Source organism: Qipengyuania sp. (assembly GCF_048550555.1).
GTDB lineage: Bacteria > Pseudomonadota > Alphaproteobacteria > Sphingomonadales > Sphingomonadaceae > Qipengyuania.
This window is the reverse complement of record NZ_JBLYYF010000015.1, coordinates 72,852-93,817: the sequence shown is the minus strand read 5'-3', so window position 1 is coordinate 93,817 and position 20,966 is coordinate 72,852. Positions and strand designations below refer to the sequence as shown.

The window sequence follows — 20,966 nt, the reverse complement described above, 5'->3', positions numbered from 1 at the left end:
CACAGGAGGGATGTCTGCAAGTCGGTGCAAGGCAGGCATCAGAACTTCTCGATTTCCGAGAGCGCGGGTTCCAAAAGGGCAGACCGGTCTTCAGCTGAAACATTGCCCGCCGCTGCATGCAAGTAGCGCTTCGTCTGGTCCGCCCTAAGGTGTTCAGCCAGTTCTCGACGGACATCTACGCTCACGTCATCCCAGAACGGACCGCTTACCTTCGCCCACAAGCTCAAATCCCTTGCCTGATCGACAATGAAGGATGCCATCTGAAGTTGCGCATTTAGCGCGGGGGAAGCGATCCACCGCTCCATCACGCGTGATGCCGGTTCACCAAGGGTCACAAGTCCGCAGATCCATTCGGGCGCACCTATTCCCTCGTCGGGATGCTTCTCAAGCTCTGCGAGAAAGGCGGAGTAGAAAAATTGGAGAACCGATGCCTGTTGATCGCTTGGCCATGATCGCCAATGAGCCAAGTTCAACTTTTCGGCTATGATTGGCGGCTCTGTTCCCAGCCAAGATGGGTTTGTAACTGAAAGCTCAAAGATGCGAGGCAGAAAATGCCGATAAGCGCGGTCGTCGCCTACTGTTGTTATCGCCCAACCACAATAAGGGCCGATCTGCTTATCTCCTAGTTCGCGTAGTGGTGCCGACGTGAGTGTTTGCCAGATTTTGTCTGCATCGCGATAGGGCGACGTACAAAGGTTCACTGGGCGAGGTATGCACGCGAACGCCGAGTAGTTTTGCTCGACGGCATCACGAAGATTGGCTTCTGCATCGGTCATTCGCGGAAGATAGCGGTTGGCAAAGCGCCCGCAATGGAATCGTTGTTCGCCGTTAGCGCCCGGCTTCCCTGGCGACCGCGTCGAGGATGCCATTGACGAATTTCGCCTCGCGATCGTCGAAGAAGGCCTTGGCGACATCGACATATTCGCTGATCGCGCTGGCCTTGGGCACGTCGGGACGGGCGATCAGTTCGTAGGCGCCGGCGCGCAGGATCTGGAGCATGGTCTTGTCCAAGCGCGCGAGCGTCCAGCCTTCGGCGAGGCGCGCGGTCAGCTTCTCGTCGATTTCGCCACGCCGGGCCTCGACCCCGCTGACGATGTCGTCGAAGAAATCGACATCGGCTTCGGCATATTCCTCGTCCTCGATCACGCGGCCGAGGCGGTGCTGGTGGAATTCGTCGAGCAGCTTGGCGAGCTTGGTGCCTTCCATCTGCTGCTGGTAGAGCGCCTGGACGGCACCGAGGCGGGCGGCGCTGCGTGCCTGGGATTTGGGGTTCTGGGTCATTTCAGTCTCGTGGAAATCGACAGGGCGTGCGCGGGGAGGCCTTCCGCCTCCGCCAACCTTACCGCCGCCGGGCCTATCGCCGCGAGCGCGGCTTCGGAGGCATCGATGAAGCTGGTGCGCTTCATGAAATCGAGGACCGACAAGCCGCTGGCGAAACGGGCGCGGCGGCCGGTGGGAAGGACGTGGTTGGGTCCGGCGATATAGTCGCCCACAGCCTCAGGCGTGTGGCGGCCGAGGAACACGCTGCCCGCGTGGCGGAGCCGGTCGAACAGCGCCTGCGGATCGTCGACCATCAGCTCGACATGCTCGGCCGCGAGGCGGTCGGACAGGGCGGGGGCTTGGACGAGACTGTCGACCACCACGATCAGGCCGTGCGCATCCCAGCTGGCCTTGGCGGTCTTTGCCGTCGGCAGCTTCATCAGCGCGAGGTCGACCGCATCCTCGACCTGCCGGGCAAGGCTTTCGCTGTCGGTGATCAGGATCGACTGGCTGGTCGGATCGTGCTCGGCCTGGCTCAGGAGATCGGCGGCGATCCATTCGGGATCGTTGTCCTTGTCCGCGATGACGAGGATTTCGCTCGGCCCCGCGACCATGTCGATGCCGACCACGCCGTAGAGCTGGCGCTTCGCTTCGGCGACCCAGGCATTGCCCGGCCCTGCGATCACGTCGACCTTGCCGATCCGCTTGGTGCCATAAGCGAGCGCGGCCACCGCCTGCGCCCCGCCGATGCGCCAGATCTCGTCGACCCCGGCGATATGCGCCGCGGCGAGGACCAGCGGGTTGACCTCTCCCTTGGGCGAGGGCGTGGTCACGACAAGCCGTTCGACCCCCGCCACCTTGGCGGGGATGGCATTCATCAGCAGCGAAGAAGGATAGGCCGCGCGTCCGCCCGGGACGTAGAGACCCGCCGCATCGACCGCGCTCCACCGAGCACCGAGCCGCATGCCGATGTCGTCGGTATAGTCGCGGTCGGCAGGCAATTGGCCTTCGTGATAGGCGCTGATGCGTGCCGCCGCGAGTTCGAGCGCGTCGCGCAGCGCGGGATCGAGCGCCTCATGCGCGGCCCGGCATTCCTCAGCGGTGATCTGCCAGTCGCCATCCTCGCCAAGGCCGTGGCCGTCGAAGCGCGCGGTGTAGTCGACCAGCGCCTCGTCGCCGCGCTCGCGCACCTCGTTGATGATCGTGGCGACATCGCGCCCGACCTGGACATCGCTTTCGCGGCGATCGCGGACGATCCGATCGAACTTCTTCGCGAAGTCCTCGTCCTTGGTGTGCAGCAATTGCATCAGGCGGCCTCGCGCCGCGCCGCATCGGCGCGGAAGGCCTCGACCAGCGCGGCCACGCGCGGATCGGTCTTGAGCGCCGCCCGGTTGACGATCAGGCGTGCCGAGATGTCGAGAATGCGGCTCGTTTCGACCAGCCCGTTCTCGCGCAGCGTGGTGCCGCTCGAAACCAGGTCGACGATCCGGCCCGCAAGGCCCAGAGCCGGGGCGATTTCCATCGCCCCGTTCAATTTGACGCATTCGGCCTGGATTCCCTGCCGCTCGAAATGGCGGCGGGTCAGATTGGGATATTTGGTCGCGACGCGCAGATGGCTGGCCCCGTCGACGCTGGCGGCGCCTTCCTTGGGTTCGGCCACCGCGAGATGGCAGTGCCCGATGTCGAGATCGACCGGCGCGTAGAGGTCGGCATAGTCGAATTCCTCGATCACGTCCGAGCCGACGATACCAAGCTGGGCCGCGCCATGCGCGACGAAGGTCGCCACGTCGAAGGCGCGCACGCGGATCAACCGCATGTCCTCGCGCGTCGTCGCGAAGGTCAGCGAACGGTTGGCCTTGTCGTGGAACGCATCCTCGGGCACCACGTCGGCACGAGCCATCACGGGCAGCGCTTCGTCGAGAATGCGCCCCTTGGGAACAGCGAAGGTCAGGCAATCGTTCATGGGATGCGCAGATAGGCAGCGGGCTTGGAAAGGGCAATGCCGATCGACCAGGCGGAATATGTCGTGATCAAGCCGGGGGCCACCGGACCCGAGGCTGTGGCTCGGGCCTTCGAGAACCAGGTCGCCTATTGCCGCGACAACGGCGCGCCGATCACGGCGCTGGTATGTCAGGCGCTATGCGAACTGCTCGACAGCGACCGTGGCGGTGCAGTGATGCGCCGCGTGCGCCGCTGGGCGGGACCGGCGCTCGCCGATGCGCTGCCCTTGCGCGTGGCGGGTGGGCTGCATGCGCTTCACCTGCGCGGAGACGAACCGAGCCTGGCGCCGATTTACGAAGGGCTGGGTCCGACCAACGCAACCGAGCTGATCGCCGACGCGATCGAGCGGCACGAGCCGTTCCTCATGCCGTGGCTCGATGGCCCGCCGCAGACCAACGAGGCCGGTCGCTCGGCCGGTTTCGCCGCGGCCTTCCTGTGGCTGGTGGATCACGGACTGCCCGGGCATTTCGACCTTCTCGAAATCGGCTCAAGTGCGGGTGTCAACCTGATGATGCGCCGCTTTCGCTACGATCTCGGAGGAGTCCGGATCGGGCCGAAGAATGCGCGCATGCAGCTCAAGCCCGAGTGGCGTGGCGCCCCTCCACCGGCGGAAGGCTACGACATCGTCGGGGCGGAGGGGTGCGATGTCGCCCCGGTCGACCTGACCGACGAGGCACAGGCCTTGCGCCTCAAGGCCTATATCTGGCCCGAATTCACCGAACGTTTCGCCCGGCTCGACGCGGCGATCGAGGCGGCGAACGTCTTCCCGCCCGAAATCGCCCGGATGCGCGCGGTCGATTTCCTGCGCGATCGCCTCGAGCGGCCGCAGCAGGAAGGCACGACGCGGGTGCTGATGCACTCGGTCGTGTGGCAGTATGTCCCGCGCGAGGAACGCGACCAGATCGTCGAGCTGATGGAAGAGGCCGGGCACAGGGCGCGCGAGCAGACGCCGCTCGCCTGGGTCAGCCTCGAGGCCAACCGCGACACGCACCGGCACGAGCTGACGGTGAGTTACTGGCCGCACGGCGACATGCGTCGCAGGCTCGCCACCGCGCATCCGCACGGCAGCTGGATCGACTGGAAGGGCTGATCAGGCCGTTCGTGACAGGAAGGCGTCGGCTGCTGCGTTGAAGGCTTCGGGCGCTTCCCACTGGACGAAATGCCCGCATCCCGGGACTTTCACGATCTCCGGATTTTCGATCACCTCGTCGAGCCCGTCGAGATTGGCAGGGGGCAGCGCCGGGTCCTCCATCGCCCAGATCACCAGCGTCGGAATGGTCAGCTTTGGCAGCGGGAAGGGCTGGTATTCTTCGGGCAATTCGTACGGCGCATCGAGCGGCAGCACCGCCATCGGGCTGGCGCGGTAGTAATTGAGCATGCCGAAGGCGGCCTCGGGATCGGCCCAATCCTCCAGCAGGCGCGCCTGCTCCTCGGGCTCCATGCTGGTCGTCACCTCGCGCCCCTCGAAAGCCTTCATCAGCATCGGTGCGAGACCGTATTCGCGGATCATCGGATCGTTTGCCGGATCGCGGAAGTCGCGGAAATACTGGCTCGCCTCGCGCTGCTGGCGGTTGGTGTAGAGCAGCTTGGGAAACAGCACCGGATGCGGCGCATTGGCGATGATCGCGCGCGTCACGCGGCCGTTCGCCATGCCGCCATAGGCCACGCCCCACGCGATCGCGCCGCCCCAGTCGTGGCCGACGATGGTGAAGCTGTCGACGCCCAGCGCATCGGCGAGGAGAAAGACGTCGCCGACCATCTTGTCGGGCGTATAGGCCTCGACCTCCTGCGGCTTGGACGATCCGCGATAGCCGCGCTGGTCGGGCGCGATGCAGCGGAAGTGATCGGAGAAATGCGCGATCTGGTGGCGCCAGGTACGGTGGCTTTCGGGGAAGCCGTGGAGGAAGATCAGCACCGGCGCGTCGCGCGGCCCCTCGTCGACTACGTCGAGGTGGATGCCGTTGGCCAGATCGACGCGCTTCTGCTCGAGCGTCATGCTCAGGCCTCCGCCTTCATCTTTTCCATGTAGCCCGCCGCAACCATGCCGGCGACCTGGTCGAGCAGCTGGTCGGGCGTGCGGCGCATTTCGCCCATGGCCTGCTCCATGCCCTCGGCGACCACGATCTCGCGCTGACCCGTGGCCACCGCGTCGATGATCCGCTGCGCCGCCTCGGCGGGGGCGATGCCGTTGTCGATCACCTTGTCGCTGCGCCCGCGCTTGCTGCCGTCGGCGGTCAGCGCGTTGCGGCTGACGTCGGTCGCAACCGAGCCGGGGCAAACGACATGGACCGACACGCCCTGCTGCGAGAGCTCGGCGCGGAGCGCATCGGCGTAGCCGATCAGTCCGAACTTGGCGGCGCAGTAGGCGGTGCGCATGGGAACGCCGACCTTGCCCGCGATCGAGCTGATGAACAGCAGGTGCCCGCTCCCACGTTCGACCAGATGCGGCAGCAGCGCCTGTGTGGCGGCGATCTGGGCGGTCAGGTCGATGTCGATGATCTCGCGATAGACGCTCATCTCGGTCTCGAGCGCCGCGCTGCGTTGCGATACCCCGGCATTGGCGACGAAGATGTCGACACCGTCCTGCCAGCCGATCGCCGTGTCGGTCGCCGCGCGCATGGCGTCCTCGTCACGCACATCGAAGGGGAGCACCAGCGTGTCGGTGGCGATGTCCGCGGCCACCCTGGCGAGGCGATCCTCGTCGCGGCCCGACAGGATGATACGCGCGCCGCGCGCAGCCCATTCGCGCGCCAGCGCCGCGCCGATGCCGCTGCTCGCGCCGGTAATCCAGGCGGTTTTGCCGTCGAAAATCATCTCTTCTCCCTCACGGATAGGTAACGGTCTTGGGTGCGCCCTCGGGCAGGGGGATGAACTCCGCCTCGTCGCCCGGGACCTTCGGGAAGCGCCCGGCGCGCCAGTCGTCCTTGGCCTGATTGATGCGCTCGCGGCTCGAGCTGACGAAGTTCCACCAGGCGTGGCGCTTGGTCTCGAAGGCTTCGCCGCCGAGCAGCATGACCCGCGCGCCGGTCTTGGTCTCGAGCGTCATGTCGCGGCCCGGCTGGAGAACCGCAAGTTCGTAGCGCGCCAGCGAGTGCCCGTCGATCGTGGCCTCGCCCTCGACCAGCATGACCGCCCGCTCGTCGGCCTCGTCCTCGATCGGGATCGCGCCGCCGGGGGCCAGGTGGATTTCCGCGTAGATCGTGTCGGCATAGGTGGTGGTGGTGGCCCGCTCGCCCCACAGCTCGCCCATGATGACGATCGCCTTGGCGCGTCCGTCCTCGATCACCGGCAGGTCGCTCACCGCCTCGAACGCCGGATCGATCTCCTCGCGGCCATCGGGCAGGGCGAGCCAGGTCTGCATGCCGAAGAGTCTCGGGCCGGTGGCGCGCTCGCTCTGGGGCGAACGCTCCGAATGGACGATGCCACGCCCGGCGGTCATCAGGTTCACCTGCCCCGGCCGGATGGTGGCGAAGCTGCCGAGGCTGTCGCGATGATCGATCGCGCCCTCGAACAGCCAGGTCACCGTGGCGAGATTGATATGCGGATGCGGGCGGACATCCATGCCGTTGCCGAGATCGAGCTGCGCGGGGCCGAACTGGTCGACGAAGATGAACGGCCCGACCATGCTGCGGGGCCGCGAGGGCAGCACGCGTCGGACTTCGAACTGGCCGAGATCGTGCGTGGTCGGGGTCAGGACCTGTTCGATCTGGCTCATGGTCGCGCGTCTCCTAGCTGGTTGGTGCTGATGCCTGGATGGCGAGGGCGTGAACCCGCTCGCCCGGGATGTCGCCCAGCGCCCGGTTGACCATGCGCTGGCGTTCGAGGCGCGACTTGTCGGCGAAGGCGGGTGCCTCGATCACCACGGTGAAATGCGATTCCCCGCTGCCGTCGTCGCCCGCATGGCCCGCATGGCTGGCGCTGTCGTTGATCACCTCGAGCCTGGTGGGGGCGAAAGCCTCGGTCAAGAGGCGTTCCATTTCCTGCTGGACTGGTCCTGACACGCGTTCGAATCTCCTTCCCAAGGGTTTCCTTAGCGCAGTTGGCTCCCCATTCTAGTGCGAATGCGCCAGACGAAGTTCCACGGACGATATGACAATACGGGCCGCACATGCGCGCATCCGACCTGCGAGCAGCCCGGAGAATTCCGGGCTCCGGGCGGGCGCGGGCACGGTTTCGACGGGCCCGGCGAGTGGCGCTGGCTGTGCCTCGACCACGTCCGCGAATTCAACTCCGGCTACGATTGGTTCGAGGGGATGAGCGCGGAGGAAATCTACCATGCGCAGGCCCCGGGATCGGGCTGGCGGACCGAGAGCCCGAGTTTCCGCCCGACCGGCGGGGTCGACGGAATGCCGCGCTGGGCCGATTACGACGACCCGCTCGAGGCGATCTCGGCGCGCGCGGCGGGGATCAAGAGCCGCGCCCGGCGCGAAGCCGACATGGCGATGGACGGGCGATTCTCGAAAGAGGAGGCGGAGGCACTGGAAACCATGGGGCTGGGGCTGGACACCGACCGCCGCCGGCTGCGCAGCCGCTATTCGGAGCTCGTCCGCCGCTATCACCCCGATCGCAATGGAGGCGACCGGCGATATGAAAGCCGGCTCAACCGGGTGGTCGAAGCCTACCAGACGCTCAGGAAATCGCGCGCAATCGGTTAGGCGATGCGCGCCCCGCCAGCCAGGCGAGCGGCCAGGCCACGCACAGCCAGTACAGCAGGCGTAACCCCATCGCGGGTCTGCCCGCCCAACGATTTACGCCTTCGGACTGAGTGAATTGTACAGAGCGCACAAGCGTCATTCAGTCCCGATCGGGTGCTCCCGGCGGGAAATATTCGCGCCATGGCCGGGCGTCGTCCACGCAGCGGGCCACTTCCGGCAGGGCCAGCAGCTCGGCGCGCAGGGCGATCAGGCGGGGGCAGTCGGCGGGGATCGGATCGCACCAGTCCGCATAGAACAGTGCCGGGGCCGCCGCGCAGGTGACCAGCGAGACATGCCGCGGCAGAGCATTGTCCGCCAGCCAGTGTTCGAGCCAGGCATAGGCACGGCGCAAGCCCGCCGCGCCCGCTTCCACCTCGGCGAGGTTGGGTTCGCCGACGACGGGCGTGTCGCCTACGTCGGTGTTCGAGAGATAGGCGCCGACGATCCGCTGGAAATTGCCCTGGAGATAGTTGTCGAACACCCGGTCCAGCATGCGCGCGCGGACGGCTTCGGCGGGGTCGGCGGGGATCAGCGGAGCCGGTCCGGGGTGATGAACCGCGAGATATTCGATGATCGCGGTCGCCTCGATCACGCTCGTCTCACCATCGGTCATCACGGGGAACTTGCCCGCCGGGTGTGCCGCGTGAACCACCGCATTGCTGTCGTCGAACCCGGCGCCGATTTCGCGGAAGGTAAATTCGGTGCCGTTGGCGTAGAGCGCTATCAGCGGCTTCCACGTATAGGACGAGAACAGGTGGCCGTAGAGTTCGAGCACTACCAGTTTCCCTCGCGCATGCGCCGCTGCCGTGCGACCTCGCGGTCGCTGGTCGCGGGGATCGGACCCTCGGGCGGGTAGGGTGGCAGCGTGCCGCCGGGACGATAGCGGGTCACCACGGTTCCCCGGGCGGTCACGCGGTGGTCGAGCACCTCGAACAATTCGACCGGAGTGCCGACACCGAACAGGCGTTTGCCCGAACCGAGAATGACCGGGTAGGTCATCAGCACCAGCTCGTCGATCAGTCCCGCTGCCAGCAATTCGGGGTAGATCGTGCTCGACCCCTGGATGACGAGGTCGTTGCCCTCGCTGGCCTTGAGCTTGCGGACATCCTCCACGCCGCGCAGGCGATGGCTGTTCTCCCACGGCAAGTCCTGCCCGCCGCGCGTCAGCACATGCTTGCCGGCCTTGCCGAAGGCCTCGCTCATCGGCTTGTTGTCGCCCTCGGCATAGGGCCAGTAGGCGGCGAAGATGTCGTAGGTGCGCCGACCGAGGAGGAGGTCGTAGTCGCCCGCGAAGAGCGAGCCGATGGTCTCGCCGACTTCCTCGTCCCAGATCTTGAACACCCAGCCACCTTCGTCGAAGCCACCCGTCGGATCTTCCGTCGGGCCGCCGGGGGCCTGCATGACCCCGTCGAGCGAGAGGAACACGCCGCCGGTAATCTTGCGCGGCACGGCTCAGCTCTCCCTGCGTGCAGCATCGATCGCCGCGACGTCGATTCTGGTCATGCCCATCATCGCCTCGAAAGCGCGCCGGGCCTCGTCGCCGCCGGCCATTTGCGATTCGAGCAGCGTGCGCGGGGTGATCTGCCAGCTGAAGCCCCATTTGTCCTTGCACCAGCCGCAGGCGCTTTCCTGGCCGCCATTGCCCACGATTGCGTCCCAATAGCGGTCGGTTTCCGCCTGGTCCTCGGTCACGACCATGAAGCTGACGCTCTCGTTGGGCTTGAACATGTCGCCGCCATTGAGGCCCGAAAAGGCGCGGCCCAGCACGGTGAACTCGACCGTCAGCGCATCGCCCTTCTTGCCGCTGGGGAAGTCGGACGGGGCGCGAAAGACGTCCCCGACCGAACTGTCGGGGAAGGTCTCGGCATAGAAGCGCGCGGCGACCTCGGCGTCGCCGTCGTACCACAGCACGGTGGTCAGTTTTTCAACCATTCCGGCTCTCCTCGATCAGCGTCATGTCGATGGCTTTTGCCTCCTTGTAGGCGGGGCGTTCGCGCAAGCGCGCGGCATAGGCCTCGAAGGCCGGGCGCGTGGGGATCGAGCCGAAGCTGAGGCCCCAGTCGACCTGGCTGCCGACATAGACGTCGGCCATGGTGAAGCGGTCGCCGCAGACGAAATCGCGGTCCGCGAACATCTGCTCGAATGTGTCCACCGTGCGCTCGTAAGTGCCGAAGCCCGCCATGCCGGTGCGCTCCTCGGGCACCTGCCAACCCATCGCATTGGCGGTGACCGCCTGCTCGACCGGTCCTGCCGCGAAGAAGAAATAGCGGAAGTAATCCGCTTTCTCGTGCTCTTCGGGCAGCAGGCCCGCGTCGGGATGCGTTTCGGCGAGATAATGGCAGATCGCCGCCGCTTCGGTGACGACGTGGATGTGGTCGCCGTCATGGTGGTGGACCAGCGTCGGCACCTTGCCCATCGGATTGGCGCGGACGAAATCCGCAGGCTTGGCCTGCCAGTCGACCAGTTCGGTGTCGTATTCCGCCCCGACTTCATGCAGCGCCCAGCGGGCGATCTGGCCGCGGCTCATCGGATTGGTGAAAAATGTGAAGCGGGCCATGCGTTCTCTCCTGAGAATGTGAGAACATCTGTAGAACACGAGTGGCGAGTCGAGGCAAACGCTATCGTCGCGGTCCGACCAGTCCGATCGTCGCACCCGAGGGGTCGTGCGCATAGACGGAATACTCGCCGCCGGGGATCTGCTGCGGTTCGCCGAGCAGGGTGCCGCCATGCTCGGTGACCGCCTCGCAGGCGCGGTCGATATCGTCGACGCCGGCGAAATACTGCCAGCGCGACCCTTCGCCGCCGGGCTGCGCCTGCGCGATGGCGCCGATCATCCCGCCGTCGCGCTCGATGAAGCGATAGTCGCCCATCTCGCCCATCGGCATGGAATTCTCCTGCTTCCAGCCGAACACCCCGGTATAGTGTGCGGTGGCGGCTTCCGGATCGGTGGTCCACAGCTCGTTCCACCGGAAGCGCTGCGGCAGCGCGTAATCGAACACGTCGCTTGTCGCGTCGGGATCGCCAGGCGGAGGGGTGGGCGTCATGAGGTAGAGCGTCGCACCCTGCGCGTCGGACACCATCGCGATCCGCCCCACGCCGGGCATGTCCATGGCGGGCAGGTGGATCGCGCCGCCGGCCGCGGTGAAAGCCTCGACCGCGGCATCGACATCGGGATGGTGGACATAGCCCAGCCACACCGGCTTCGCGCCATCGGCCTTCATGTCTTCGCCGATCTCGAGCACGCCGCCAGCGTGGCCGCCATCGCTGCGACCGATCATGCGATAGGTGGTGCCGGTGGGCATCGCATTGCCCCCAGGATCGATGTCCCAGCCGACCACCGCCTTGTAGAAGGCGCGCGCCGATGCCGGATCATCGGTCATCAGCTCGTACCAGATGAAGGCGCCGCGGTCCTCGTTCGCCATGGTCCCGCTCCTATGCCTTCTTCTCGACGATCGGTTCGAACCCGCCATAGACCATGCGCGGTCCGTCGAACGGCATCTCGCCGAAATCCTCCATGCGCGGATCTTCCATCATCTTCTGGTTGGCGGCATCGGCGGTCGCCTTGTCGGGCCAAGTGACCCAGCTGAAGACGATCCTCTCGCCCTTTTCGGCCTTGGTCGCGCGGCGGAAATCGGTGGTCTTGCCGTCCTGCACATCGGCTTCCCAGCATTCGACCTGGCTCAGCGCGCCGAACTCCCTGGCGATCGGCCAGAACTTCTCGGCGACGTCGATATAGGCCTGCTTGTTGCCTTCGGGCACGGCGATGACGAATCCGTTCACATACATGGTCTCTCTCCTCAGTCCTTGTTGTCGGGATGGCGGGCGAAGGCGGCCAGATGGTCGGCCATGGCCTGACGGAAGCCGGGGCGATCCTCGCCGCGCGCGACATAGGCGGTGACGGCGGGGTGATCCTCCATCACGCGGCTGCCGCCGAGTGCGCGCAGCGTCGTGACCATGGCGATGTCGGCGATCGTGAAGCTGTCGCCGAGCCAGTCCTGGGCCGCCAGCCTGCGCTCGAGCGGGGCGAGCCGCTTGCCGAGGAATTCCTCGAGACTGGGTCGGCGCAGCTTCGCCCATTCCTCGTCCTTCGCGAAGAGCGAGATATTGCCGTGTTCGAAGATCGGCGGCTCGACCGTGTTGAAGGCGGCGAACAGCCACGAGATCGCATCGGCGCGCGCCTGCGGGTCGGCGGGCAGCAGCGCGTCGCTGCGTTCACCGAGATGAAGCAGCGTGGCGCCGCTTTCGAACAGCGTCAGATCGCCATCGCGCATGATCGGGATCTGGGCCCATGGCTGGCCCTCGACCAGCCATGCGGGCTTGTCGGCCACATTGGCGAGGCGTTCGCGATAGGGAATGCCGGCTTCCTCGCAGGCCCAGCGCGGGCGCAGGTCGCGGACGAAGCCCTGCGCGAAGCCGGGCACCCAGCGATAGCCGCTGATTTCGAGGTCGGCTTCCGGGTCGATCATCGACATCGGCCTCTACTCCGCCGCGGCTTCCATGAAGGCCTCGGGACCCTGCTCGACCGCGACCGGATCCATCCACATGGTCTCCCAGATGTGGCCGTCGGGGTCTTCGAAAGCGCCGCCGTACATGAAGCCCTGGTCCTCGATGGCGCGCGGTTCGCTGCCACCGGCGCCGCGCGCGGCCTCGTGGATCGCATCGACAGCCGCCTTGCTGTCGAAGGAGAGGCAGTTGAGCACCCCGCTGGTGGTTCGGGCGTCGATGATCTTCTTGTCGGTGAACGTCGCGTAGAACGCGTGGTCGAGCAGCATGACGTGGATCGCTTCCGACCAGATCATGCCCGAACCTTGCGGGCTGGAGAATTTCTCGTTCTTCTCGAAACCGAGAGCTTCGTAGAAGGCGGTCGATTTCGCCACATCGGCAACGGGAAGGTTCACGAATATCATCTTGGTCATTGGCGGGTTTCCTTCTTTCCGAAGAGTAGTCCGAGGTAGCGTTTGAGATGGATCAGGCTGTCGCGCGCCATGGCGGCGGCGGCATCGTCGCTGTCCTGCGTCTTGGCGAGGATGAAGGCGCCCTGGATCACCACCTGCATGTGCAGCGACAGGCTCTTGGCGTCGGCATCGAGGCCGTATGTTTCGATCGCTTCGGCGAAGTCCTCGACGAACAGGTCGGCATTGCCGAGGATGCTGTCGCGGCAGGCAGCGCGGATCGGCTCGCTGGTCCGGAAACTCTCCTGGATCATCGTGCCCGCGACGCAGCTGAAGCCCTCGGCCGGCCCGCCGATGAGCGCGATGCGCAGGTCGAGATAGCCGAGGAGGCGCTCGACCGGATCCTCGATCTGGCGGAAGGGCGCATCGCTGAAGAAGCCCGAGGTCGAGCGGCTCCAATAGGCGGCAAGCTCGGCGCCCAGCGCTTCCTTGGATGCGAAGTGATGGAAGAAGGCGCCCTTGGTCACGCCGGCCTCGGCGCACAGCTCGCCGACCGAAGTGGCGGAGAAGCCCTGTGCGCGGATCAACTTCACGCCCGCTTCGAGCAGGCGATCTCGCGCATTCTGCGGAGCGGGACGGAAAGGTCGATTCGGGATCACCGCGCCGACATACCAACCGGTTGGTATGTCGGCAAGCTGCGATCGGCGAAGGGTTCCGTCACCCGGTCGAATCGATCAGTTCTGGCGGAAGGCCCAGCGCAGCGTCTGGCCCATGCCCCAGGTTGCGGCACGCACCGGAATGCCCGCCAAGCCGGGACGCTCGAGGCCGAGCATCGAGCGGGCGAAGGGCGGCACCAGCGCGACCGCCTCCGCCCCGAGCAGGGCCTGCACGGCCGGCGGCGCGCCCGGGGGGCGCTGGTTGAGCACGAGATCGGCTATCTCGCGCGCCGCCGGAGAAGTCGCCAGGTCGCGGCGCAGTTCGTGGAAAATCGCCTCGGCCTCGCTGCGATCGGTCGGGACGGGGTCCGCGCCGAGCGCATGGGCGATGGTGGCAAACTGACGGTAGTATTCGTCCTGCTCGCTGCCGGGCATGTCGGGGCGTACATGCCGCAGATAGGCCGCGAGGAAGCTGGTCGCTTCGGCGACGTGGACCCAGGCCAGCACGCGCGGATCGGTGGCCGAATAGGGCCTACCGTCGGGCAGCACTCCCCCGACGGCGGCGTGGATCCGATTGACCCGCTCGATCGCCGCCTGCGCGTCGTCCCGATGGCCGAAGGTCGTCACGGCGATGAACCGCGCGGTGCGGCGCAGGCGCCCGTGCATGTCGCTGCGGAAGTTCGAATGGTCGAGCACGCCCTGCAGCGCATGGGGGTGGAGCATCTGCAGCAGCAGGCCGCGGATCCCGCCGACCATCATCGCCACGATATCGGCATGGACCATGCGGATCGGGCTGTCGCGTTCGAACAGCGCCTCGTCCGAGGGAGGCACCGGCTGCTGCCCGCTCTGCACGTCGTTGAACACGCCGCGCACCCGCTCGACGAGCTTGCGGCGAAAGCGTTCGGACAGCGGCGTGGGCGGAAGCATCGCCGCCGACTATGCGACCGCGCGGGCGGCGAGTCGAGCGGGGCTTGGGCGGCCCAGCGATTTCGTTGCTTGCAGCTACCTATCCATCCGTCTAACCCGCCAGACGCGATGAACGATATGACCGACAAGACCTTCGACGCCTCCGCCAAAACCGTGCTTCCCGCGCCCGACACCACCGTCGATGTGCGCGAGACATTCGGGATCGATATCGACTGGCAGGTGCCCGCTTTCAGCAAGCCGGACGAGCGCACTCCCGATCTCGACGAGGCCTATGTCTTCGACCCGGATACCACGCTCGCGATCCTGGCCGGCTTCGCCCACAATCGCCGCGTCATGGTGCAGGGCTATCACGGTACCGGCAAGTCGACTCACATCGAACAGGTCGCCGCGCGCCTCAACTGGCCCTGCGTGCGGATCAACCTCGATGCGCATATCAGCCGCATCGACCTCGTCGGGCGCGACGCGATCGTGCTGCGCGATGGGCTGCAGGTCACCGAATTCCGCGAGGGCCTGCTGCCCTGGGCGCTGCAGCACCCGGTGGCGCTGGTGTTCGACGAATACGACGCCGGTCGCCCCGACGTGATGTTCGTGATCCAGCGCGTTCTCGAACAGCAGGGCAAGCTGACGCTGCTCGACCAGAACCGCGTGATCCGTCCCGATGCGGGCTTCCGCCTCTTCGCCACCGCCAACACGGTCGGCCTCGGCGACACGAGCGGGCTCTATCACGGGACGCAGCAGATCAACCAGGGCCAGATGGACCGCTGGAACATCGTCGTCGGCCTGAACTACCTGCCTGCCGAGACCGAGCAGAAGATCGTCGAGGCGAAGAACCCCGACATCGATCCCGAGATCCTGGCCGACATGATCAAGGTCGCCGACCTTTCGCGCCAGGGTTTCATCAATGGCGACATCAGCACGGTGATGAGCCCGCGTACGGTCATCACCTGGGCGCAGAATTACGCCATCTTCAAGAATGTCGGCTTCGCCTTCCGCCTCAGCTTCCTCAACAAATGCGACGAGGAAGAGCGCATGCTGGTGGCCGAATACTACCAGCGCGTGTTCGGCGAGGACCTGCCCGAGAGCGTGGTCGGCAAAGCGTCGTAAAGCAGGGTTCATCGGGCGTACCCTATGCATAGCTGTGTTGTTACGTTAACACAGTAGGCCATGGGCGTTTTCGATTCCTTCCGGCGCAAGAGCGAACCGCAGGCGGACCTCCCCGCGCATCGCGGCTATTACGCGACGCACGAGGCGCTCGACCACGACGATTGGGACGACCGTCTCGACCGGCTCGACACTGCTCTGGAGGCCGAGGAGCGCAAGCGCCTGCGCTTCTGGCAGCGCGAATACTGGCGCGGACGGCGCAAGCGCTGGTGGGCAGTACGGCTGGTCGCGGGCGTGCTTGCGCTGTTCATGGCGCTGTTCGCCTGGCTGGCGATCACCGCGCCGCTCTCGAAATCGCTCGAGCCCATCGCCGCGCCGCAGATCACACTGCTGGCCGCCGACGGCACGCCGATCGCGCGCAACGGCGCGATCACCGACGAACCGGTCGAGGTGGCGAAGCTCCCACCGCACGTGGTCGAGGCCTTCCTCGCGACCGAGGACCGGCGCTTCTATTCGCACTGGGGGGTCGATCCGCGCGGCATCGCCCGCGCCGCCTTCACGGGGACGGGCGGGGGCAGCACGATCACCCAGCAGCTCGCCAAATTCACTTTCCTCACGCCCGAGCGTACTCTGACGCGCAAGGCGCGCGAGGCATTGATCGCTTTCTGGCTCGAAGCTTGGCTGACCAAGGACGAGATCCTCGGCCGTTACCTCTCGAACGCCTATTTCGGCGACAACGTCTATGGCCTGCGCGCGGCGAGCCTGCATTATTTCTACCGCAAGCCGGAAAACCTCAAACCCAACCAGGCGGCCATGCTCGCGGGGCTGCTGCAGGCGCCAAGCGCCTATGCCCCCACGCAGCATTACGACCGGGCGAGCAAGCGCATGGCGCTGGTGGTGCAATCGATGGTCGCCGCGGGTTACCTGACCGAGGCGGAGGGGCGCGCGATGAAGCCGCCCGCGCTCGACGTGCGCACGCGCAACGACCTGCCGACCGGAACCTATTTCGCCGATTGGGCGCTGCCCGAGGCGCGCGACCAGACCGAGGCGGGCTATTCGCGGCAGACGCTGACCACCACGCTCGATTCCCGCCTGCAGAACATCGCGCGGCAGGTGACGCAGAGCGCCCCGCTGGGCGAGGCGCAGGTGGCGCTCGTCGCCATGCGCCGCAATGGCGAGGTGGTGGCGATGATCGGCGGCAAGGATTACGCGCAATCGCCCTTCAACCGCGCGACGCAGGCGCGCCGACAGCCGGGCTCGACCTTCAAGCTGTTCGTCTATCTCGCCGCGCTGCGCGCCGGGTGGAGCCCCGACGACCTGATAGCCAATACCGAGATTACCGAAGGCAGCTATCGCCCGAAAAACTCGGGCGGGCGCTATTCGGAGAGCCTGACGCTCGAGCAAGCCTTCGCGCGCTCAAGCAATGTCGCCGCCGTCCGCCTGCTCGGCGAGGTGGGGAGCGACAAGGTCATCGCCACCGCGCGCGATCTCGGCGTCACCTCGCCGCTCGCCAAGGGCGATCCGAGCCTGGCGCTGGGCACCTCGACCATGTCGCTGCTCGAGCTGACCTCGGCCTATGCCGCGGTGGCGGCGAACGAGCATCCGATCGAGCCGCATGCCTTCGCCCGGCCCGAGCGCGGCTTCTTCGAGAACATATGGGACGGGCCCTCGAGCTTCTCCTCCTCGACCCAGCGGGCGATGGAAGCGATGCTGCGCTCGGCGATCAACGACGGCACCGGTCGTGCGGCCATGCTGCGCGGGCCGAATTTCGGCAAGACCGGGACCACGCAGGACAATCGCGATGCGCTGTTCGTCGGCTATGCCGGCGACCTGGTGGTCGGGGTGTGGATCGGCAATGACGACAACTCGCCACTAAAGGGCGCAATCAGCGGTGGCGGGCTGCCCGCGCGGATCTGGCGCGACTTCATGAACCGCGCGATGAACGTGAAGGCCGCGCCGAGCCGTCCCGAACCGCGCGAGCAGGACGATCCGGGCGGCCCGATCGAGCCGCTCGACGTGCCCGACCTCGAGGACATCCCGCTGGGCGACGGCAATTCGCGCCTCCGCATCCGCGACGGCGAGGCGGTGCTCTCGACCGAGATCGACGGCGTTCCGCTCGACATCTCGATCGGCGATGGAGGGGTCACGGTCGATCAGGCGGCGATCGAGGACGCCCGCCGGCGCGCGGACGAACGGCGCGCGGAAGCGCGCAATCGCCGAGAGGAGGCCGCGACGCAGGAGCCGCGCAACTAGTCTGCGGGTTCGGCCATGAAGACGTTCATCACCGCGGTGGCGATCGGACGGCTGCGGTCGTCCTGCCACGCTTCGACGGTGATGTTGGCGCTGCGCCGGCCGAGCTTGGTGATGCGCCCCTGCGCGTAGCTCGTGCGGCTCTTGCCCGCGGCGAGATATTGCACGGTGATGTTGATCGGCTTGAGCAGCGCGGCGCGATCCTGGCGCGCGAGCTCGGCGCGCAGCGCGGCATAGCCCGCGGTCTCGAGCAACCCGCCGGTTGCCCCTCCGTGATAATGGTCGGGTCGCCCTTCGACCGTCTCGTCGAACGCTACCGAAAGCGTAGGCGTGCCATCCTCCCAGCTATCGAGCGTGATGCCGAGCGAGCGGGCATAGGGGGTGAGCGCTTCGATATCGGGATGGTCCGCCATCTCAGAGCCTCGCGGTGGGTGCGATTTTCATGAAGACCGCCTGGATATGCGCCACCGGGTCGTCGGCATCGCCGTCATGCGCCAGGCCGCGGACGAAGGCGGCACTGCGGGTGATGCGATAGCATTGCGAGCGGCCGAACACGCTCGCGCCTTCGCGCGCGGGACGGACGTAATCGACACGCAGGTCGAGCGTGGCGATGGCGGCGAAGTCGTCCATCGCGCGCCAGATCGCCATGCCGCTGGCCATGTCCATCAGGCTGAGGATCGGGCCCGAGGCGAGTACGCGCTGGCCATCTTCGCCGAGCAGGTCCTCGCGCCAGGGAAGCTCCAGTTCGACCCAGTCGTCGCCATGGTCGGAATATTTCAACCCCAGCCAGCCCGAATGCCCCCGCCCGGCGAAGAAGGACGTCGCCTTGGCGGGGTCGAATTTGCGCTCCTGCTCGCTCATTGCGGGCTGCGATAGCCGCGCGGCCGCAGACCTTACAATCCTTTAAATACATCTTCCCGCCACGCTCCGTCAGCCTGATTTGCGGCAGACGGGGACAGGGGGTTCTATGGCTGCCGGGACAAAGGAGGAGTCGATGGATTTTCCCAAGATCGATCTGGGCAGCCTGCCCGAGCTGGATGTGGCGACGGGACTGTTCGGCAGCCTGTCGGCGGGCGGGTCGGACGACACGATCGTGGCCATCATGGTCTATGTCTACGACCATTCGCTGATCGACATGCTGCTCTGACCCGCAGGCGGGGCGATGCAGATCGATCCGCAGATCGGTGCGCTGCGCGGTGATCATGCCGCGCAGCGCGTCATGCGCGAGGCGGTGGCCGAGGTGGTGCGACAATGCCGGCACGATCCTGCATTGGCCCCTGTCCTGACCGACCTCGAGTCCTACGGGACGGGGACTCCGCTCTCCGACTGCACTCATCTCGCGTTGCTGTTCGCGGCGGGCGGGACCCCGCGAGGGGCGATTGAACCATTTGTCCGCCGCATCGTGCGGGTGCAGCGCGCCTATCCCTTGGCGCAACTCGCCTTTCGTCATCAGTCCGGCCCCGGTTTTCACTACCTGCAGATTGCCGGAAAGGGGCGCGCGACACTCGGGCTGGCCCTGTATGAAGGGGGATCGCAGAGCGGCGACGCCGCAAGCGCGACATTCCCCGATGCGGAGCGGCACGACGTCGTATTGGCGGGGGGAGGCGAGCTCGGCCTGCTCGAAATCGCCAGCGAGAGCGAGGCGCATGCGACGATTATGGAACGTCGTCAGCAGGTTGCCGAGACTTCCGTGATCGCCCTGTGCGGTTCCGCCCGATCGCAGGTCCTCCGCACGGTGCGCGGGCGATTGCTCATCCTGCGCCTCATCCGCTTCGCGGAGACACCGCTTCCGACCCGCCGGTTCGCTCTTCCCTCCGGAAGGTTGCTCCATCGTGCGAGCGGAGACCGGCGAGAAAGCCAGCACGAATTGATGATGGCGCTGCTCGGACGCATGGGATGCAGCGATGCCGCGCCGGTGCTTGCCGATGTGGCCCTGGACGCCCGGGGCGGCAGCGAGCATTTCCGATGGCAGGCTCTGCGTGAATGCCTGGCGCTCGACACCGCCGCGGGCCTTCGCGTGCTGTCGAGCATTGCCGATGACCGCGCCGATCCGCTGGCACGACCCGCGCGGAACCTGCGCGCGGAGCTGATCGCAACGCACCCGCAACTTGCCGGCATCGAGCCTGTGCCATGCCCCGCGTGATCGCCGCTAGCCAGGCGGACGGCGCCAGCCTTGCGGAGACGATCGATGCGCTGGCGGAAGGCTTCGATCCGCACGACGAGGGCAGTACTCTGGAAGCAGCGGCGGCGCTCGAGCGGCTGGCGAACAACCGCCATTTCCTCGGCGACCTGCTGGTCGCGCAATTGCAGGAGCGGCATCGCGACAGCTTTGAGGAGAGCGCCTACGGCCCGCAGGCGATCGTGCTCTCGCCACTGCGGGGCGGCTGTTTCCTGCGCGCCAATATCTGGCCGAGCGAGGACGAGAGCTGCTTTCGCGCCAGCGGGGCGCACAGTTTCGTCTACGGGATCCCGCACGACCACAATTTCCACTTTCTCACCGCCGGCTATTTCGGACCCGGCTATCGCAGCGACTATTACGAGATCGACTACGAGGCGATCACCGGTTTCTCCGGCGAGCAGGCCCCGCTGCACTTCGTCGAGCGCAGCGCGCTCCATGAAGGCAAGCTCATGCACTACCGCGCGCATGTCGATGTGCATGCGCAGCTTCCACCGGTGACCACTTCGGTCTCGCTCAATGTCATGCGGGTCGATGCGGGGCAGGACTGGTTCGACCAATACGGCTTCGATCTCGGACGCAAGGCTGTGGCGCGCATCCTCAATCCCTCCGCCAGCGAGACCTTCCTGCGCTGCGCGGTGGCGCTGGGCGATGCCGAGGCGCTCGACCTTGCCGAGTGCTTCGGCCGGACGCATCCCAGCGCGCGCATGCGCCTGGCCAGTTTCGAGGCACGCTGCAGCCTGCTCGACAGCGACGCGGACCGCGATCGCCTGTGGCGCGAGGCGGAACGGGCCGGAAACCTTATGCTGGCCGGGGAAGCGCGTCTGCGCCGGGCCGCGCTTCAGCCGTAGAGAAGGGCGAAGAGGCCGAAGCCCAGCAGCAGGAAGATCGTGCCGAGGATGGCCAGTGCGCGCGACAGCGAGCGGTCACGATGCGCCAGCCCGGTATCGGGATCGGACCCTTCGCCCAGGGCGAGGTGCCGGAGAGCATCGATCAGCCGCATGGCGGC

At 66.5% G+C, this 20,966-nt stretch carries 28 protein-coding genes; 7 read left to right on the top strand and 21 right to left on the bottom strand.

Annotation, left to right across the window (positions count from 1 at the left end):
- Window positions 1-38 precede the first annotated feature (38 nt).
- From ACN4E0_RS03035 to hisG, 4 genes are read right to left on the bottom strand one after another with little or no spacing between them, the layout of a single operon-like run.
- Window positions 39-776: a hypothetical protein gene (locus ACN4E0_RS03035; protein WP_419565421.1), complete on the bottom strand. Its 738-nt coding sequence runs from the start codon at window positions 774-776 to the stop codon at window positions 39-41.
- Window positions 777-828: 52 nt separating this feature from the next.
- A complete protein-coding gene (gene nusB, locus ACN4E0_RS03030; RefSeq protein WP_419565419.1) occupies window positions 829-1,281 on the bottom strand; it encodes a transcription antitermination factor NusB in 453 nt (150 codons plus the stop codon).
- Window positions 1,278-2,567 (bottom strand): histidinol dehydrogenase, encoded by a 1,290-nt coding sequence (gene hisD / locus ACN4E0_RS03025; protein ID WP_419565418.1) that lies wholly within the window; start codon window positions 2,565-2,567, stop codon window positions 1,278-1,280. The genes nusB and hisD overlap by 4 nt, the downstream gene beginning before the upstream one ends.
- Window positions 2,567-3,223 (bottom strand): ATP phosphoribosyltransferase, encoded by a 657-nt coding sequence (gene hisG / locus ACN4E0_RS03020; protein WP_419565417.1) that lies wholly within the window; start codon window positions 3,221-3,223, stop codon window positions 2,567-2,569. Before hisG ends, hisD begins: the two co-directional genes overlap by 1 nt.
- Before the next feature lie 36 nt (window positions 3,224-3,259).
- Between hisG and ACN4E0_RS03015 the strand changes: the two genes are divergently transcribed.
- Window positions 3,260-4,351 carry a DUF2332 domain-containing protein gene (locus tag ACN4E0_RS03015; protein WP_419565415.1) on the top strand — a complete coding sequence of 364 codons (1,092 nt, stop codon included), beginning with the start codon at window positions 3,260-3,262 and terminating at the stop codon, window positions 4,349-4,351.
- Here the strand turns inward: ACN4E0_RS03015 and ACN4E0_RS03010 are convergent, their stop codons facing one another.
- From ACN4E0_RS03010 to ACN4E0_RS02995, 4 genes are read right to left on the bottom strand one after another with little or no spacing between them, the layout of a single operon-like run.
- The gene (locus ACN4E0_RS03010) at window positions 4,352-5,257 is read right to left on the bottom strand and encodes an alpha/beta fold hydrolase (protein ID WP_419565413.1); all 906 of its coding nucleotides are present in this window, start codon (window positions 5,255-5,257) and stop codon (window positions 4,352-4,354) included.
- A gap of 2 nt (window positions 5,258-5,259) precedes the next feature.
- Window positions 5,260-6,075: an SDR family NAD(P)-dependent oxidoreductase gene (locus ACN4E0_RS03005; protein ID WP_419565411.1), complete on the bottom strand. Its 816-nt coding sequence runs from the start codon at window positions 6,073-6,075 to the stop codon at window positions 5,260-5,262.
- A gap of 10 nt (window positions 6,076-6,085) precedes the next feature.
- Window positions 6,086-6,976, bottom strand: a complete 891-nt coding sequence (locus ACN4E0_RS03000; protein WP_419565410.1) for a pirin family protein — start codon at window positions 6,974-6,976, stop codon at window positions 6,086-6,088.
- A gap of 13 nt (window positions 6,977-6,989) precedes the next feature.
- Window positions 6,990-7,262 (bottom strand): BolA family protein, encoded by a 273-nt coding sequence (locus tag ACN4E0_RS02995; protein WP_419565408.1) that lies wholly within the window; start codon window positions 7,260-7,262, stop codon window positions 6,990-6,992.
- A gap of 60 nt (window positions 7,263-7,322) precedes the next feature.
- Between ACN4E0_RS02995 and ACN4E0_RS02990 the strand changes: the two genes are divergently transcribed.
- On the top strand, window positions 7,323-7,916 hold the full coding sequence (locus ACN4E0_RS02990; RefSeq protein ID WP_419565406.1) for a J domain-containing protein: 594 nt from the start codon (window positions 7,323-7,325) through the stop codon (window positions 7,914-7,916).
- Window positions 7,917-8,055: 139 nt separating this feature from the next.
- Here the strand turns inward: ACN4E0_RS02990 and ACN4E0_RS02985 are convergent, their stop codons facing one another.
- From ACN4E0_RS02985 to ACN4E0_RS02940, 10 genes are all read right to left on the bottom strand, one after another.
- Window positions 8,056-8,730, bottom strand: coding sequence for a glutathione S-transferase family protein (locus ACN4E0_RS02985; protein WP_419565404.1), 675 nt, complete (start codon window positions 8,728-8,730; stop codon window positions 8,056-8,058).
- On the bottom strand, window positions 8,730-9,404 hold the full coding sequence (locus ACN4E0_RS02980) for a dihydrofolate reductase family protein (RefSeq protein ID WP_419565401.1): 675 nt from the start codon (window positions 9,402-9,404) through the stop codon (window positions 8,730-8,732). The genes ACN4E0_RS02985 and ACN4E0_RS02980 overlap by 1 nt, the downstream gene beginning before the upstream one ends.
- A gap of 3 nt (window positions 9,405-9,407) precedes the next feature.
- Window positions 9,408-9,887 carry a VOC family protein gene (locus ACN4E0_RS02975; protein ID WP_419565399.1) on the bottom strand — a complete coding sequence of 160 codons (480 nt, stop codon included), beginning with the start codon at window positions 9,885-9,887 and terminating at the stop codon, window positions 9,408-9,410.
- Complete coding sequence (locus ACN4E0_RS02970) at window positions 9,880-10,512, bottom strand: glutathione S-transferase family protein (protein WP_419565397.1); 633 nt, start codon at window positions 10,510-10,512, stop codon at window positions 9,880-9,882. Before ACN4E0_RS02970 ends, ACN4E0_RS02975 begins: the two co-directional genes overlap by 8 nt.
- 61 nt (window positions 10,513-10,573) lie before the next feature.
- Entirely contained in the window at window positions 10,574-11,377 is an 804-nt protein-coding gene (locus ACN4E0_RS02965) for a VOC family protein (protein WP_419565394.1), read from the bottom strand.
- 10 nt (window positions 11,378-11,387) lie between these two features.
- On the bottom strand, window positions 11,388-11,741 hold the full coding sequence (locus tag ACN4E0_RS02960) for a DUF1428 domain-containing protein (protein ID WP_419565392.1): 354 nt from the start codon (window positions 11,739-11,741) through the stop codon (window positions 11,388-11,390).
- Between the two features lie 11 nt (window positions 11,742-11,752).
- Window positions 11,753-12,427, bottom strand: coding sequence for a glutathione S-transferase family protein (locus tag ACN4E0_RS02955; RefSeq protein WP_419565389.1), 675 nt, complete (start codon window positions 12,425-12,427; stop codon window positions 11,753-11,755).
- A 6-nt stretch (window positions 12,428-12,433) separates the two neighbouring features.
- Window positions 12,434-12,871 carry a VOC family protein gene (locus ACN4E0_RS02950; protein ID WP_419565386.1) on the bottom strand — a complete coding sequence of 146 codons (438 nt, stop codon included), beginning with the start codon at window positions 12,869-12,871 and terminating at the stop codon, window positions 12,434-12,436.
- Window positions 12,868-13,506 carry a TetR/AcrR family transcriptional regulator gene (locus ACN4E0_RS02945; protein ID WP_419565383.1) on the bottom strand — a complete coding sequence of 213 codons (639 nt, stop codon included), beginning with the start codon at window positions 13,504-13,506 and terminating at the stop codon, window positions 12,868-12,870. Before ACN4E0_RS02945 ends, ACN4E0_RS02950 begins: the two co-directional genes overlap by 4 nt.
- 75 nt (window positions 13,507-13,581) lie before the next feature.
- The gene (locus tag ACN4E0_RS02940; RefSeq protein WP_419565380.1) at window positions 13,582-14,430 is read right to left on the bottom strand and encodes an oxygenase MpaB family protein; all 849 of its coding nucleotides are present in this window, start codon (window positions 14,428-14,430) and stop codon (window positions 13,582-13,584) included.
- Window positions 14,431-14,538: 108 nt separating this feature from the next.
- Between ACN4E0_RS02940 and cobS the strand changes: the two genes are divergently transcribed.
- Together cobS and ACN4E0_RS02930 are read left to right on the top strand one after the other, a co-directional pair.
- Window positions 14,539-15,534 (top strand): cobaltochelatase subunit CobS, encoded by a 996-nt coding sequence (gene cobS, locus ACN4E0_RS02935; RefSeq protein WP_419565377.1) that lies wholly within the window; start codon window positions 14,539-14,541, stop codon window positions 15,532-15,534.
- 60 nt (window positions 15,535-15,594) lie between these two features.
- Window positions 15,595-17,784: a transglycosylase domain-containing protein gene (locus ACN4E0_RS02930; protein ID WP_419565375.1), complete on the top strand. Its 2,190-nt coding sequence runs from the start codon at window positions 15,595-15,597 to the stop codon at window positions 17,782-17,784.
- On the opposite strand, the gene ACN4E0_RS02925 is transcribed toward ACN4E0_RS02930, so the two are convergent.
- Window positions 17,781-18,194: a PaaI family thioesterase gene (locus ACN4E0_RS02925; RefSeq protein WP_419565373.1), complete on the bottom strand. Its 414-nt coding sequence runs from the start codon at window positions 18,192-18,194 to the stop codon at window positions 17,781-17,783. The genes ACN4E0_RS02930 and ACN4E0_RS02925 overlap by 4 nt on opposite strands.
- Window position 18,195: 1 nt before the next feature.
- The gene (locus tag ACN4E0_RS02920) at window positions 18,196-18,642 is read right to left on the bottom strand and encodes a PaaI family thioesterase (protein ID WP_419565371.1); all 447 of its coding nucleotides are present in this window, start codon (window positions 18,640-18,642) and stop codon (window positions 18,196-18,198) included.
- A gap of 133 nt (window positions 18,643-18,775) precedes the next feature.
- Between ACN4E0_RS02920 and ACN4E0_RS02915 the strand changes: the two genes are divergently transcribed.
- From ACN4E0_RS02915 to ACN4E0_RS02905, 3 genes are read left to right on the top strand one after another with little or no spacing between them, the layout of a single operon-like run.
- Complete coding sequence (locus ACN4E0_RS02915) at window positions 18,776-18,928, top strand: hypothetical protein (RefSeq protein WP_419565369.1); 153 nt, start codon at window positions 18,776-18,778, stop codon at window positions 18,926-18,928.
- Window positions 18,929-18,943: 15 nt separating this feature from the next.
- Window positions 18,944-19,924 (top strand): hypothetical protein, encoded by a 981-nt coding sequence (locus tag ACN4E0_RS02910; RefSeq protein ID WP_419565367.1) that lies wholly within the window; start codon window positions 18,944-18,946, stop codon window positions 19,922-19,924.
- Window positions 19,912-20,808 carry a transposase gene (locus ACN4E0_RS02905; RefSeq protein WP_419565365.1) on the top strand — a complete coding sequence of 299 codons (897 nt, stop codon included), beginning with the start codon at window positions 19,912-19,914 and terminating at the stop codon, window positions 20,806-20,808. The genes ACN4E0_RS02910 and ACN4E0_RS02905 overlap by 13 nt, the downstream gene beginning before the upstream one ends.
- On the opposite strand, the gene ACN4E0_RS02900 is transcribed toward ACN4E0_RS02905, so the two are convergent.
- The gene (locus tag ACN4E0_RS02900; RefSeq protein WP_419565363.1) at window positions 20,799-20,960 is read right to left on the bottom strand and encodes a hypothetical protein; all 162 of its coding nucleotides are present in this window, start codon (window positions 20,958-20,960) and stop codon (window positions 20,799-20,801) included. The two genes, ACN4E0_RS02905 and ACN4E0_RS02900, sit on opposite strands and share 10 nt — an antisense overlap.
- Between the last annotated feature and the right edge of the window lie 6 nt (window positions 20,961-20,966).

Bases quoted from the DNA above. Each gene is read 5' to 3' on its own strand.
- ACN4E0_RS02930 (WP_419565375.1), top strand. From the start codon at position 15,595: ATGGGCGTTTTCGATTCCTTCCGGCGCAAGAGCGAACCGCAGGCGGAC.
- ACN4E0_RS02955 (WP_419565389.1), bottom strand. From the start codon at position 12,427: ATGTCGATGATCGACCCGGAAGCCGACCTCGAAATCAGCGGCTATCGC.
- ACN4E0_RS02950 (WP_419565386.1), bottom strand. From the start codon at position 12,871: ATGACCAAGATGATATTCGTGAACCTTCCCGTTGCCGATGTGGCGAAA.
- cobS (WP_419565377.1), top strand. From the start codon at position 14,539: ATGAACGATATGACCGACAAGACCTTCGACGCCTCCGCCAAAACCGTG.
- ACN4E0_RS02920 (WP_419565371.1), bottom strand. From the start codon at position 18,642: ATGAGCGAGCAGGAGCGCAAATTCGACCCCGCCAAGGCGACGTCCTTC.
- ACN4E0_RS03015 (WP_419565415.1), top strand. From the start codon at position 3,260: ATGCCGATCGACCAGGCGGAATATGTCGTGATCAAGCCGGGGGCCACC.
- ACN4E0_RS02960 (WP_419565392.1), bottom strand. From the start codon at position 11,741: ATGTATGTGAACGGATTCGTCATCGCCGTGCCCGAAGGCAACAAGCAG.
- ACN4E0_RS02975 (WP_419565399.1), bottom strand. From the start codon at position 9,887: ATGGTTGAAAAACTGACCACCGTGCTGTGGTACGACGGCGACGCCGAG.
- ACN4E0_RS03005 (WP_419565411.1), bottom strand. From the start codon at position 6,075: ATGATTTTCGACGGCAAAACCGCCTGGATTACCGGCGCGAGCAGCGGC.
- ACN4E0_RS02990 (WP_419565406.1), top strand. From the start codon at position 7,323: ATGCGCCAGACGAAGTTCCACGGACGATATGACAATACGGGCCGCACA.
- ACN4E0_RS02905 (WP_419565365.1), top strand. From the start codon at position 19,912: ATGCCCCGCGTGATCGCCGCTAGCCAGGCGGACGGCGCCAGCCTTGCG.
- ACN4E0_RS03010 (WP_419565413.1), bottom strand. From the start codon at position 5,257: ATGACGCTCGAGCAGAAGCGCGTCGATCTGGCCAACGGCATCCACCTC.
- hisD (WP_419565418.1), bottom strand. From the start codon at position 2,567: ATGCAATTGCTGCACACCAAGGACGAGGACTTCGCGAAGAAGTTCGAT.
- ACN4E0_RS02900 (WP_419565363.1), bottom strand. From the start codon at position 20,960: ATGCGGCTGATCGATGCTCTCCGGCACCTCGCCCTGGGCGAAGGGTCC.
- ACN4E0_RS02965 (WP_419565394.1), bottom strand. From the start codon at position 11,377: ATGGCGAACGAGGACCGCGGCGCCTTCATCTGGTACGAGCTGATGACC.
- ACN4E0_RS02970 (WP_419565397.1), bottom strand. From the start codon at position 10,512: ATGGCCCGCTTCACATTTTTCACCAATCCGATGAGCCGCGGCCAGATC.
- ACN4E0_RS02940 (WP_419565380.1), bottom strand. From the start codon at position 14,430: ATGCTTCCGCCCACGCCGCTGTCCGAACGCTTTCGCCGCAAGCTCGTC.
- ACN4E0_RS02915 (WP_419565369.1), top strand. From the start codon at position 18,776: ATGGATTTTCCCAAGATCGATCTGGGCAGCCTGCCCGAGCTGGATGTG.
- ACN4E0_RS02925 (WP_419565373.1), bottom strand. From the start codon at position 18,194: ATGGCGGACCATCCCGATATCGAAGCGCTCACCCCCTATGCCCGCTCG.
- ACN4E0_RS03035 (WP_419565421.1), bottom strand. From the start codon at position 776: ATGACCGATGCAGAAGCCAATCTTCGTGATGCCGTCGAGCAAAACTAC.
- ACN4E0_RS03000 (WP_419565410.1), bottom strand. From the start codon at position 6,976: ATGAGCCAGATCGAACAGGTCCTGACCCCGACCACGCACGATCTCGGC.
- hisG (WP_419565417.1), bottom strand. From the start codon at position 3,223: ATGAACGATTGCCTGACCTTCGCTGTTCCCAAGGGGCGCATTCTCGAC.
- ACN4E0_RS02910 (WP_419565367.1), top strand. From the start codon at position 18,944: ATGCAGATCGATCCGCAGATCGGTGCGCTGCGCGGTGATCATGCCGCG.
- nusB (WP_419565419.1), bottom strand. From the start codon at position 1,281: ATGACCCAGAACCCCAAATCCCAGGCACGCAGCGCCGCCCGCCTCGGT.